Raw genomic sequence first — 14531 nt, forward strand, 5'->3', positions numbered from 1 at the left:
AGCGTCATGGTTTCCATTCGTCCACAATTCAGTCATGACAGCATGACAGAAGGAGCGAAAATCTTGAAAAGAAAAGCAACGAAACGTTCTTTCGCGATGATGCTTTCCGCGTCGCTGGCGTTTGGCCTGTTTCCGTCCGCCTTGCACGCCGAGGCGATTGCGGACATGCCGTTGAAGTCCGCACCGCCGATGGCGCCGAACGGCATCCCGAAGCTGGACCGGCCGTTCGAAGCGCCCGGCGGACAGCGAGTCATCGTGAAATACAAGGATAGCGCCGATCGGACCCGCGTCCGCGCGGCATCCGCGGCGGAGCGGGTTGAGCCGCTGTCGAGATTCAACATGGAAGTTCTGGACCTCGCCCCCGGCACGGATGCCGGAAGCGTTGCCGCGAGCCTGAGCGCGAACCCGGACGTGCTGTACGCCGAGCCGGATGTCAGGATTCGCAAACACGAGTCCTTGAAACCGAAGCCGAACGGCGCTTCGCCGGGCGCAAGCGCCTCGGATTCCGCGAGCGGCAAGCCGCCCGCTGCGTCCCCGGACTCGGCTGCAGCGCTGCCGAAGGCGGCTTCGGAAGCAGCCGTCTCGGCCGTCGTTCCGTCTTATCCGAACGATCCGCTGTTCTCGTCCCAGTGGGGCTTGCACAACGAAGGCCAAGACATCGAAGGCTCGACACCCAGTAACGACGTCGACGTCGACGCGCCGGAGGCGTGGGGCGTTACCAAGGGCTCGCCGGATACGATCGTCGCGATCCTGGATACCGGCGTGGACATTAATCATCCGGATTTGGCCGCCAATGTCTGGCATAACGCCAAAGAGATCCCGGGCAACGGCGTCGATGACGACGGCGACGGATTCATCGACGATTATTACGGCTGGAACTTCTACGGGAACGACAACCAGCCTTACAGCATTTACGACGATGACTTCTACGGCACGCAGATCGCCGGCGTCCTTGCGGCGAAGGACGAGAATTCAACCGGGATCTCCGGCGTTGCGCCGAACATCCGTTACATGCCGCTCAAAGTCATGGGCAGCGGCGGCGGTTACGTATCGGACGCCCTGCGCGCGATCGACTACGCCGAGCGGATGGGCGCGAAAATCGCGAATATCAGCTGGTCGACGGAAACGTACAGCAACGCGCTCAAGGATGCAATCAACGCCTCCGATATGCTGTTCGTCACGAGCGCTGGCGAGGATTACGTGAATACGAACAAGGACGATTTTCCGGAATACCCGGCGGCTTATGACAGCGATAACATTCTATCGGTTGCCGGTCTCGGCATGGACGGACATTTTTACAATGTTTATGGCATGAAATCCGTCGATATCGCAGCGCCGATCCTCAAGATTATGACGACCCTCCCGACCCGCGATCCCGGCGTCGGAGCGGAGATCGACAACGGCACGTATAAAGTAATTTACAACGAAATGGGCTTTGAAGGCATGTGGACGGGCAAGGCCGACAAGATCGAGAATCGCCAGGAAAGCTTCGACCGCTCGCTGGCGTACCTGGGCAAGCCGGACGGCAGCGCCTCGTCGATCCTGTTGGTCGACGACGAAGAGATTCCCGAAGAAGATGACTTCAGCATCCTCTGGAGGTACAAGAGCCATCTTGATGCCGCAGGCGCCGATTACGATATCGTCAAGGTCCCGTCTGGCGCGGACGGCCCTTCCCTCGAGAAGATGAGCCAGTACGACATCGTCATCTGGTTCACCGGCTTCGGATTCGGCTCCTCGCCGGACGGTCGGCCGACGACGGTACTGCGCGGCGCGGACCAGACCAATTTGACTTCGTACTTGAACGGCGGCGGCCATCTGATGCTTACCGGCGCAGGGGCGCTTACCAACATCGAGACGAGCGATTTCGTGAAGAACGTGCTGCATCTGGACTTCGTGCGCTACGACTTCTTCCGAGGCTACAGCGACATCAGCCGCTGGAGAACGGCCGAAGGGCAGCCCGGCACGATCTATGACGGCCAGCGCTACGATATTACTGGGATCACCTTCGCGGATTACAAGTCCTATGACGAATCCATCGCCCACATCAATTTGGCGGTGCCGATGCCCGATTACGATTACGATACCGGCTCGTATTTGGCTCCCGCTTACGCGTCCGGCGCCGCAGCGCTCGTGCTTAGCCAGGATCCGACGCTAGACGCGAAGGAGGTCAAAGAGCGGGTCCTTCTCTCGGGCAAGCATCTCGAGAGTCTGTGGAACGATGACAGGCAGGGTTACATGGACAACGGCCGCATGGTCGACGCGTTCCGGGCCGTGAGCGACGATGACGTTCCCGGCAAGCCGCTTAAGCCGCTGCAGACGGATTCGATTGATTCAGGCGATATGCAGGACATGTACTACGTCCATTTGAACGCCGGCGATAAGTTGAATCTGTCGTTGTCGGCAGAAACCGGCTCGAACTTCATGCTGGCGCTTTATAATCCGGATTTGAAGTCGCACATGGACTGGGATGCACAAGATAAAGTGCTTGGATCGTCCGTGGCGGCGGGCGAGCCGGCGACAATCGCCTATCAAGCCGACAGGACAGGCTACTATTACGTGGGCGTTTTCTTCATGGGCAGCTCCGGTACCTATACGCTCGGCATGAATGCGGATCCCGCGAATACGGCGGGCACATACGAGGATAACGCCGGCGCGGTTGCGTTCGAGGGCCCGTGGGCCGAGAAGGCGGACGACGGCTATTCCGGCGGCACGATCAAGACCGTCGATTCCGCCGGCCGCGCGAAGTTCGCGTTCACCGGCAGCCGAATCGAGCTGACGGCGCTCAAGGACGACACGATGGGCATCGCGGACGTCTACATCGACGGCGTCAAGACCGCCTCGCCGTCCTTGTACGGCAAGACGCCGCAACCGAAGCAGACAATCTATGAGCAATCGCTGCCTTACGGCTACCATATTATCGAAGTGGCCTGGACGGGCAAGGCGGACCCGGCCGCGAAGCGGACCGTGCATGCGATCAACGTGGACGCGTTCGTCGTCGGCGACGGGGGCGGCACGTATACGTCGGTCGCGGAAGAGTCGGACAACGCGTTTCAATACGAAGGACTCTGGTCCCTGCAGACGAACGCCGGCTACTCCGGCGGCGGCGCGCGGGAGACCGATAGCGCGGGTGCGTACGCGGTATTTTCGTTCACCGGCACGAACGCGGTACTGAAAGCCGCGACGACGCCGAAGAGCGGCAAGGTCACGATTCTGGTCGACGATCGGCCCGAGACGGCGAAGACGGTCGATCTGTACAGCGAGGCGACGCGTTACCAGGTGCCGGTCTTCGATACGGACACGCTGTCTTACGGTCCGCACACGCTGCGCATCGTCAACATCCATGCGAAGAACGAGAAGTCCGGCGGGTACAGCATGAACGTCGACGCCGTCGTCGTGAAGAAGCCGGCGGGCGGCGAAAGCTTGAAAATTTATCAGGACATGAGCCCGTTCGTGAGCTTTACCGGCGTTTGGACTACGCACCTGTCCGCCAAGAATTCCGGCGGCAGCGCCAAATACTCCGATGCGACCGGCAATGCCGCGAAGCTGGCCTTCTTGGGGACGAAGGTCACGGTGTTGGCTCAAACCGGGGCGAGCCGGGGCATGGTCGATATTTATATCGACGGCGCGAAAGCGAACGAAGAACCGGTCGATTTGTACAGCGAAGACTTCCAATACCAGGTGCCGGTATTCGAATCAGCCGTTCTGCCTTCCGGAAGCCACGAGATCAAGGTCGTCAACACGGGCGGGAAGAACGACCGGTCCTCCGGCCATACCGTCAGCATCGACGCGTTTTACGTTATCAAATAGATCCGGCTTGCACTAGCATCGGCGCTTCTTAACATTCATGGGAAATGGGGAACCGAGACTTGAAAAACGTACTCTTGAAAAAGTCGGCCGCTCTGACGGCGGCCGCGCTGCTGCTCCTGAACGTGCCTGCGCACGTGTTCGCCGCGGATAACGCGGCGGCCGGCGCGATGAGCGGCATGCCGAAACTCGACTACCAGCAGCTGAAAGCGGCTCTTGCGAAAGCGTCGTCGGCCGAAACATCGTCGGCGCCGATTATCTCGCCGAACTTGAACACGAAATCGACCGGCAGCGTGAACGTCATCGTGCGGTTCAGCAAGGAACCGGTAACGCTCGGCCGCTATGCTGCCCAGTTGCGCAGACAGGCGTTCTCGGCGCAAGCGGCGACGCAGGCGATCCAGCAAGAGCAGGCCGCTTTCGTCAGCGCCTCCAAGGCGAAAGGCGTGTCGCTGAAGGTGAACCGCAAATTCAATACCGTTCTGAACGGCATGGAAATCACGGTGCGCGCGGACCAGATTCCGACGCTGGCGAAGCTTCCGGGCGTTGTCGGCATCAGCGAAAACCTGACGTATTATCCGCTTGCCGCGGACGGCGGCGGCGCGGCCGTCGCGGCCGGTCCGGTCTACGACGATGCCCCGCTTAAGCAAATCGGCGTCGATAAAGCCTGGGCGGAAGGCTACACGGGCAAGGGCATGAAGGTAGCCGTCCTGGATACGGGCGTCGATTACAGTCACCCGGATTTGACCATCGCCGGCGGCTACGACTCCTTTAATCAAGACATCGATCCGTATGAGGATACGCCGCTGACGCCGAATCAGGATCCGCTCGGCATTGGCTTCGAGGGCACCCAGCACGGCACGCACGTCTCGGGCACGATCGTGGGCCGGGCGCTCAACACGTCGGCGTCGCAGGTTCAGAAGGGCGTCGCGTACGACGCGGATTTGTACGTCTACAAGGTGCTCGGCAGATTGTCGAACGGGCTTGTGCGAGGTGACTCGGCCTCGATCATCGACGGCATCGAGCGGGCGGTCCGTGACGGCGTGGACGTTATCAACATGTCGCTCGGCGCAGACGTGAACAAGAACCCGAACTCGCCGGATTCGATCGCGGTTAACAACGCGGTGCTGGCGGGGGTCACCGTCGTCGTCGCGAACGGCAACGCCGCGATGGATGGTCCGTATTATTACTCGATGGGCGAGCCTGCGGCGGCGCAGCTGGCTTTCGCCGTCGGCGCGGCAACGAGCCCGAGCGGCATTCCGATCTACAGCGCGAGCGTTACGCACCAAATCTCGGGCGGCGCCCCGTCCGAAGCGAAGCCGCTGAAGCTGGCCCAATGGAAGACCGGCCAAGAGGACTTCGAAGCCTTGTTCGGCAGCGATCCGATCGAAGCCGTGTACGTGGGGCTCGGCAAGGATACCGATTACAAGAACGTGAACGTGACGGGCAAGATCGCGTTCGTGTCGCGCGGCGACCTCACCTTCGTCGATAAAATCGCCAACGCGAAGAAGCACGGCGCGCTTGCCGTCATCATGTTCAACGGCAACGCGAAGGTCGTCGGCGGCGTGACGGTTCCCGATCTGACCGAGGACCAGGCCGGACGCAACGGCTTGATCGGCCTTGATTCGGGCTCGGGTCCGGACAATATTCCGACGTTCGACATGGCCGGCGCCGATGGCCGGGCGCTCGCGCGCCAGCTGACGGCCGCCGCGGGCAAGACGCTCAGCTTTACGTTCCAAGCCATTCACAAGCAGATCGACAAAGGCGATCATATGGCGGATTTCAGCTCCCGTGGACCGAATTCGGACGGCAATTACAGCATTAAGCCGGACCTTGTCGCGCCGGGCGTCAATATCTATTCAACGTGGCCGATGTACGGCAAGGACCATCCGGGCACGGATTACAGCCAGGCTTACATGCGCGAATCGGGCACGAGCATGGCGACGCCTCACGTCGCGGGACTCGCGCTGCTCGTGAAACAAGCGCACCGGGACTGGAGTCCGCTCGATATCCGCGCCGCGCTCGACAACACGTCGGAAGGCATCCAAGACGAATTCGGAACGCGCTATGATGTCTACTCTCAAGGCTCGGGCCGGGCGAATGTAGCAAACGCCATCGCGACGCCTGCTCTGCTGAAATCGATGGACCCCATCACGATTTACGACAGCAACATGAACGCGATGCAGATGGCGAGCGAAGCGGGCAGCGTCAGCTTCGGCATGATCGAAGCCGGGTCGCAGGTAGCGAAGCCGCTGGAACTGGAAAACAAGTCGGACGAAGCCCTGACCTATAAGGCGCGCGTGGAAATGCACCCCGAGGTCACGTCGGATCCCGATCCGCTTCGCGCCGTGCCGACGCCGGACGTCTCCAAGATCGGCATGACCCTGGAAGGACTGAACGAGGACGGCACGCTGACGGTTGCGCCCGGCGGCGATGCGGACTTCGCGCTGAAGGCCGAAGCGCAAGCGGACGCGGCGGACGGCGTGTATGAAGGTGAAGTGGTGCTGGAGAGCGAAGGCGTGCCGACGCTGCACCTGCCGTTCGTCCTTCACATCGGCGAAGATTCCGATCCGACGGAATGGGGCATCACGGATGTGAAGACGTCGGATATGGTGGCCGCTCCTAATCATCCGATCGATTTGACGGCGAAGCTGAACGCCAAGGACATTCAGGAGCTTGCGCTGGTGGCCGAGCCGTTGGATCCATTCACGCCGGGATGTCTCGTATCAGAGATGTACGACACGGAGCTGTCGACCATTCCGACCGGGCCGGTCAAATTCGAGCAGATTGACGGCAGCTGCATCAATACCGACGATCTGCGGCTAGACGACGAGGGGAATTACCTTCTCAGCGTGATGGAAGGGGTCTATGAGCTCAAACTGGTCGCGCTGCACATCGATAAAAAGACGGGCGAAGCCGATTACGACCACATGCAAGTCGCATACACGACCGTCAAGTTCAGTAGTAACGCGATACCTGGCGACGGTAACCCGGGCGATGGTAACCCGGGCGACGGTAACCCGGGCGACGGTAATCCGGGCAATGGTAATCCGGGCAATGGTAATCCGGGCAATGGCAATCCGGGCAATGGCAATCCGGGCAACGGCGTTCCGGGCGGATTACCTGGCGGTACGACGGGCAACGGGGGCGTGACGCCTTCGGCAGGCGCCATTGTGCCGACCGTCCTCGAGCAAGGCCAAACGGCTATAGCCGCCGAAACGTCAACCGCGCTTCAAGGCGACCAGTTGGTCGTGACCGTGACGGACGAAGCGCTGCGGCAGGCAATCGCGGCCGCGAAGCAATCCCCGGCGGCCATTACGCTGAGCGCGGCGGACAAGAACGCGGCGCAAGCGCAGCTGCAGCTGACGCCTGCGCAAGTCGGCTTGCTGCGCGAGGCGCCGGCGAACAGTTCGGTCGTCTTCACGTGGAACGATACATCCTCCGTCGCCTTCCCGCTGTCGGCGCTCAAGGGCGCAGCGGACGGCGCGGGATTGAACGTGCTCGTTGCGAAGAATGAAGCGTCCAAAGCGAAGTTCCGAGCCGCGTATCCGGAAGCCGAGCTTCTCGGCGACGCCTACGCGTTCGAAGCGGAATTCGCGCTGAACGGCAAGTCGACGCCGGCTGTCTTCAAGCCGGAGCAATCGTTCAAGCGTTCCTTTGTCATCGGAACGTCCGCAGATACGGCAACGACGGGCGTCCTCTATGAAGAAGACGGCAGCGTAAGTCCGGTAGCCGCAACGTTCAAAACGGCCGCCGGCTCGACGATCGCCACGATCGACCGTCCGGGCTTGTCGACCTACGTGGCGGCCAAGCGCAGCGTCGCGTTTACCGATATCGGCGCTTCCTGGGCAAAAGAAGACATCCAATCGCTGGCAGGCAAGTTCCTGCTGAACGGCACGACGGCAGGCAAGTTCGAGCCTAAGGCGAATGTCACGCGCGCGCAATTCGCGTCGATGCTCGTCCGCGGACTCGGCTTGCAGAAGACGGCGGAGCCGGCTCCGTTCGGCGACGTGACGACGAAAGACTGGTTCGCGCAGGATGTCGCCTCCGCGTACGCGGCGGGCCTCATCGAAGGCGCGGACGGCCAATTCCGTCCGAACGCCCAGATCAGCCGTCAAGATCTGACGGTCATGCTGGCCAGAGCGGCCGAACTGCTTAAGCTGGCGAAGCCGTCCGGCACGCATAAGCCTTACGCGGATGCGGCACAGATCAGTTCGTACGCGCAAGCGAGCGTACAGACGGTGAGCGACCTCGGCCTGATGGAGGGGTACGACACGAAGAACGGCATCGCGTTCGATCCGCGCGGCGCGACGAGCCGCGAAGCCGTGGCGAAGGTGCTCCGCAGCTTGCTTCAAGCCGCCGGCCTGATTTAATATAATCCGTTTGTAATCGTTCGAGAGGATGGAGTACGAGGGGAAGCCGCGCGCCGGCTTCCTCCGCCGTCCTCCTCATGGTTGCGCGGCAGCCTATTATCTGTGACAGAAGGAGCCATTACCTTGAAAAGACAAGTACGCAAGCAAGCGCTCGTCGCGGCGCTTTCGTTGTCGACGGCGTTCGGTCTGACGGTTCCGGCATTCGCGGCCGACGCGGGATCGCCGGGCGGACGGGAGCCGGCCGCGCATACGAGCGCGGCGAAAGAACGTAAAAGCCAGTGGCCTTCGGCCGTTCCGTCCGCAAGTGCGGACGCCCTGACGGCGGGCGAACAATCGCCGCCGCCCGCGATTCCGTCCAACGGGCAGGATAAGTTTCTCGCGAGCCTGAAGAAGCGGGCGGATGCGGGTGCGAGTGCGCTTCCGGAGGAAAGCCGAATCATCGTGAAATACAAAGCGGGCTCGGGCAAAGAAGCGTTTAGCGCCCAATCCGCGGCGATCGCGGATGGTTGGACGCTGCCCGGCACGGACCTTGCCGTGCTGGAGACGCCGTCCGCCGTTGCCGGGGACTTGCTGGACGAACTCCGGAAGGATCCGAACGTTCTGTATGCCGAACCGGACGTCAAAATTAAAATGGCTTCCATGCCGAACGATCCATTGTTTCCCGACCAATGGGGGCTTCGCAACGTCGGGCAAATCATCAACGGCCCGATCAAAGGTCTTCCCGGCTTCGATATTAATGCCGTCAATGCATGGGAGATTGGTCAAGGCGGCGCTGATGTCGTCGTCGCGGTGCTCGACACGGGCGTGGACGTTGCCCACCCGGACCTGCAGGCCAATATTTGGCGGAACGCGGGCGAAATTCCCGGCAACGGCATCGACGACGATGGCGACGGATTCGTGGACGACGTGAACGGCTGGGACTTCTATAACGGCGACGGCACGGTATACGATGCCACCCAAGGCGATTACCACGGCACCGCGGTCGCGGGCGTCATCGCGGCCTCGGCGAACAACGGCGTCGGCATAACCGGCGTCGCGCCGAACGTGAAGATCCTGCCTTTGAAAGTGCTGGGACCGGACGGAACCGGCTATGCTTCGGATGTCATCCGGGCGATTCAATACGCCGAGCGCGCCGGCGCGCGCATCGCGAACTTGAGCTGGACGACGGATACGTACAGCAAGGCGCTCAAGGACGCGATCGAAGCATCGCCGATGCTCTTCACCGTTGCGGCGGGGAACGATCCGAAGGAAGATTACTTGAAGACGCCGAAAAATCTGGACGAGTCTCCGGTTTATCCGGCATCGTACGGCAGCCCGAACATCGTGACGGTCGGGTCGGTCGGTCCTGATGGCTTGTTCTCGTATTTCAGCAATTACGGGCCGGGAACCGTCGACTTGGCCGCCCCGGGCATCGCGGTGCTCAGCACGGCGCCGTCGAGGAATATCGGGCTCGGCGCGCAGATCGACAACGGCAATTTCAAAGCGATTTATAACATGTTCGGCTTTGAATCGATGCCGGTAAGCGACCAGCGGCGCGCGGCTTTCGACAACGCCATGCGTTTCTTGAGCGAAAGCGGCGGCGAGAAGCCGTCCGTTCTGCTCGTGCAGGACGACATGCACGACGCCGACTATCCGGACTTTCTCTCCGTGTATGCCGAGTTGCTGACTGGCGCCGGCTACGCGTACGACTTGCAGACGGTACCTTACGGCGCCGCCGGCCCATCGCTCGAGAAGATGAGCGGCTACGACGCGGTCATCTGGTTCACGGGCTACGGCAACGATTCGTTGAACCCGGCCGACGTCGACCACGTCACCGCTTATCTGAACGGCGGCGGGCGCTTGCTCTTGACGGGACCGGGTACGCTGCTCCGTTTGGCCGATAAGCCGTTCATGCGCGATACGCTCCATCTGGACTTCGTCCGTTTCGAAGATTCCGCTAACGAGAGCTGGAACTCTGCGTCGGGGGTCTCGGGCACGGTTTACGATGGCGCCCAGTACAACCTGACGGATCTGGGGGTATTCAGCGATGTCGAAACGAATGATCCGGCCGTCACCCGCATCAATCTGGAAATCCCGGTGGACGATTACGACATGAGCTCGGGGACATCGATGTCCGCTCCGTACGCCGCGGGGGTGGCTGCGCTGCTGCTCGGCCAAGATCCGGCGCAGGATGCCGAAACGGTCAAGGCGCGTCTCAAGCTGAGCGGCAAGCCGCTCGCCTCGCTGCAAGGCAAGACGGCGAACGGCAAGATGCTGGATGCCTATGGTGCGCTGACCGACGACGAGCTGCCGGGCAAACCGCTTGCGGAAGGCGATACAAGCGGGGAGCTGGACCTCGCCGGGAATCCGGATGACGTGTACTTCGTCCGCCTGCTTGCCGGCGATACGCTGTCGCTGTCGCTGACGGGAAGCGCGGATACGGATTACGACTTGTACGTCTACGCTCCAAGCTCGGAGACGATCCAGTCCAGCAGCGGCATGGCGGCACGATCGGAGACGGAAGGAAGTTCCACGGAATCCATTGACTATCGGGCGCCGGAGACCGGTTATTACTACGTCGACGTGCACGCGTTCGCCGGCAAGGGAACGTACGAGCTGAAGACGTCCCGCGGAGCAGCGGCCGTGAACGGAGAGGGCGTTTACGAGGATAACGATCCGGCGCTCACGTTCGACGGCGCGTGGACAATAGCTTCCGACGTTGGCTATTCGGGCGGAACGGTCAAGCGCGTCAATTCCGAAGGCAGCGTGAGCTTCCCGTTCGGCGGCGGCGAGATCACGTGGACCGCCATGAAGGGACCGGATCAAGGCATCGCGGATGTGTACATTGACGGCGTCAAGGTTGCGTCTCCGTCCTTATACAATAATTGGCGGCAGATGCGGCAGGTCATCCTGAAGAAGTCGGTGCCGAAGGGATCCCACATGCTGACCATCAAGTGGACCGGTAATCAGGAAGCCTACTCGGCCGGCTCGGCCATTAACGTGGACTCGCTCCGCGTGACAGCCCCTTCCGAAGCGTATACGGTGCGTCTGGAAGAGAATGACGTGAACTTCTCATTCAAGGGCGCTTGGAAGAAGGTGGAGAACGACAAGTTCTCGAACGGGCACGCTATGGGGTCGTACGCGACGGGAGACGAAGCCGTGCTTTCGTTTACCGGCACGCGCGCGGTGCTGCTCTCCAACCGGCTGAACGGCATCTTTCCGAAGATCGCCGTGACTGTCGACGAGCGCCCCGAGTCGGAGGTCATCATCGATTTGAACGGGGACAAGGACCGTAATGACACCTATCAGGTGCCGGTCTTCGACACGGGCGAACTGCCGAACGGGAAGCACTCCATCCGGATCGTCAACTTAACGATTTTCGACGCGATCGGGATGGCGCCGATCGTCGTCGATGCCCTCGTGGTGACCAAGGCGACGAAGGATGAAACGGCCAATTCGACGACGACGTCGATCGAGGACATGAACGCGGCCGTTAAGTTCTCGGGACTCTGGCAGATGCACCTGTCTCCGCGTGACAGCGGCAACAGCGCCAAGAATTCGAACCAGAAGGGAAGCACGGTCGAGGTGAAGTTCCGAGGGAATCAAATCATCGTCATGGGGACCAAAGGGCCGGATCGGGGCAAAGCCGACGTGTACCTCGACGGAAAGCTGGTGACGCCGAATCACATCGATCTGTACAGCCCGTCCTATCAATTTCAATCGCGCTTGTTCGAGCTTTCGGATCTGGACGATAAGCAGCACATCATCAAAATTGTCAACGTTGGTGAGAAAAACGCGAAATCGTCAGGCAATTACATCTCGTTCGACTTGCTGAAAGTGATCGGGGATCAGTTCGAAATCGATTGATCCGGCAACGGCGCCAACCCCCGAAACCGTATGGTGCGGGGGTTGCGCCCTTGTAATACGCTTGTTAATTATTTTTCAATAATTCTTCATTTATTCAACGCTCTACTCTACTAAAGTTAATTTTTTAAAGAAATCTATTTACAAAATACTAGGTTCGGCTTTAGAATGTAATTGTCCTGTTAGAAAACATGACATTAATAAATGAATGGAACTTTCGACAGGGGAGCCAGAAAAAAGTAGCGAAAAATAACAACGGGGAAGTGTGAAGATGAGCAAAAGGAAACGATTAACGGTCTTACTATCCATCATGGCATTGGCGGGTTCGATGGCTGCGGGCTGCAGCAACAATGCGAATTCCGGTTCGGATGAAACGAATACGGCGAACAACACGCAGAACAAGCCGGCGGACGGGACGTCCGCGAACTCGGGTACAAACGAGACGGCGACGCCTTCGGCGGACACGCCGGTGGACGGAGGATCGCTAACAGTCGGCACGTTCTCGGATATTGTTTCCGTTAATCCGCTTTACGTAACGGACACCGCATCCGGTGACCTTGCCTCGTTCCTTAACGCGAATCTGTACGATCTCGACCGTTCCAACAATTTGGTCGTCCAGCCGTGGTCGCTCGCGGCCGAGCTGCCGACGATCAGCGCGGACGGTCTGACCTACACGGTAAAGCTGAAGCCGGAAGCGAAGTGGAGCGACGGTCAGCCGGTGACGGCCGACGACGTCAAATTCACGTTCGATACGATCAAGAACCCTAAAGCGGGCGCTCCAGGCATCAGTACGTTCGACAAAGTCGACACGGTTACGAAAGTCGACGATCACACGGTCGAAATCAAATTGAAGCATCTCTACGCGCCTTTCCTGTACGCTTTGAATTCTTCTGTTGTACCTTATCATATTCTGAAGGACGTGCCTCCTGCGGAGCTGGAGAAGAATCCGTACGGTACCGACCCGGCCAAGACGATTACGAACGGTCCGTGGGTTTGGACGAAGTGGGCACAAGGCCAGTACACTACGGTGGAAGCCAACTCGAACTACTGGGCTAGCGTGAAGCCGCACATCAAGACGGTCACGTTGAAAATTTACGCCGACCAAAACACGCAGACGCAAGCGTTGCTGAAAGGCGACGTCGATCTCGTAGCGTCCGTGCCGCTGACGATCGTGGACACGGTGAAAGCGAAGGACAACCTCACCGTCGTGTCGGAGCCAGGCCCGTCGTACGAATTCATCCAATTCAACTTCAAAGAAGACAACTTCCCGGACAAGTATGTCCTGTTCCAAAGCCAAAAAACGCGTCAAGCGATCGCGACCGCGGTCAACCGCCAAGGCATGGTCGACAACATCCTGAAAGGCACGGGCAAGCTGCTGAACGCGCCGTTCCTGCCGACCTCGTGGGCGTATGACGAAAGTTCGACCGTTAACTACGCGTACGACACGGAGAAGGCGAAAACGATGCTGGCGGAAGACGGCTGGAAGCCGGGCAAGGACGGCATTCTCGAGAAGGACGGCCACCGCTTCTCGTTCGAGCTGCAGTACAACGCCGGCAACGCGCGCCGCGAGCAAGTCGCCGCCGTCGTGCAGCAGAACCTGAAGGACGTCGGCATCGAAGTCGTGCCGAAGGCCATCGATTTCTCCGCGTGGATCGATCAGAACGTTACACCGGGTAAATTCGAAGCCATTCTCCTCGGCTGGTCGCTCAGCAACCCGGATCCGGACGGCGAAAGCATCTTCTCGTCCAAGTACTTCCCGCCGGGTCAAAACTCCGGCTGGTACAAGAACACGAAGCTTGACGAGCTGTGGGTGAAGGGCTACTCCACCGTCGACCAGAACGAGCGCAAAGCGGCCTACGCCGAAGTAGCGAAAGAAATCTCGACTGACCTGCCGTACGTGTTCCTGTATCAATACGGCGCACCGGAAGCCTACGACAAGAACAAGATTCATTTTGCCGAAGACGACAAGCCGGTTCCGACAAATGCTTACGGGTACTTCTACAACGTCATCAACTGGTGGACCACGAAATAACTCGGAGGCGCCACGCTTCTACAACTTGAAAACGACAGCTTAAGGGTAATGAAGGGAAGGGAAGGTCCATCCGGTCCTTCTCTTCTTCCTTGAGAAGGGGGGAAATGACGTGACGGAATATTTCGTGCGGCGCGTGCTGCAATCGCTGCTCGTGCTGCTGCTTATCGCGATCTTGAGCTTTCTGCTCATCCACGCCGCTCCGGGCGGCCCGAAGACGATCTACTTGTCGCCGGGCTTGTCGTCGGAAGCGGCAGCGATTCAAGCGCATAATCTCGGGCTGGACCGGCCGCTGCCGATGCAATTCGTCAGCTGGCTGGGAAATCTGCTGAAGGGTGACCTCGGCTTTACGTTCAAAAACCATGTTCCCGTCGGCAAGATCGTATGGCCGACGATCGGTCACACGATGATTCTGATGGGCACGGCGTGGGTGCTGTCGCTGCTCATCGCCATTCCGTGGGGGATCTACAACAGCACGGTGGAAT

At 60.0% G+C, this 14531-nt stretch carries 4 protein-coding genes and 1 pseudogene; all 5 read left to right on the forward strand.

Annotated elements, in window-relative coordinates; all coding sequences use genetic code 11:
* The first annotated feature begins 63 nt into the window (after positions 1–63).
* On the forward strand, positions 64–3807 hold the full coding sequence (locus tag ACFPB1_RS17035) for a S8 family serine peptidase (protein ID WP_379227304.1): 3744 nt from the start codon (positions 64–66) through the stop codon (positions 3805–3807).
* Between the two features lie 59 nt (positions 3808–3866).
* Entirely contained in the window at positions 3867–8174 is a 4308-nt protein-coding gene (locus tag ACFPB1_RS17040; RefSeq protein WP_379227305.1) for a S8 family serine peptidase, read from the forward strand.
* 123 nt (positions 8175–8297) lie between these two features.
* Positions 8298–12020, forward strand: coding sequence for a S8 family serine peptidase (locus ACFPB1_RS17045; RefSeq protein WP_379227306.1), 3723 nt, complete (start codon positions 8298–8300; stop codon positions 12018–12020).
* 268 nt (positions 12021–12288) lie between these two features.
* Entirely contained in the window at positions 12289–14049 is a 1761-nt protein-coding gene (locus ACFPB1_RS17050) for an ABC transporter substrate-binding protein (RefSeq protein ID WP_379227307.1), read from the forward strand.
* Positions 14050–14158: 109 nt separating this feature from the next.
* Positions 14159–14531 (forward strand): annotated as a pseudogene (locus tag ACFPB1_RS17055) (diguanylate cyclase); the annotation flags it as partial.

Origin of the sequence: Paenibacillus sp. GCM10023250 (genome assembly GCF_042653205.1) — a bacterium.
Taxonomy (GTDB): Bacteria; Bacillota; Bacilli; order Paenibacillales; family Paenibacillaceae; genus Paenibacillus_Z.

Bases quoted from the DNA above. Each gene is read 5' to 3' on its own strand.
- ACFPB1_RS17050 (WP_379227307.1), top strand. From the start codon at position 12,289: ATGAGCAAAAGGAAACGATTAACGGTCTTACTATCCATCATGGCATTG.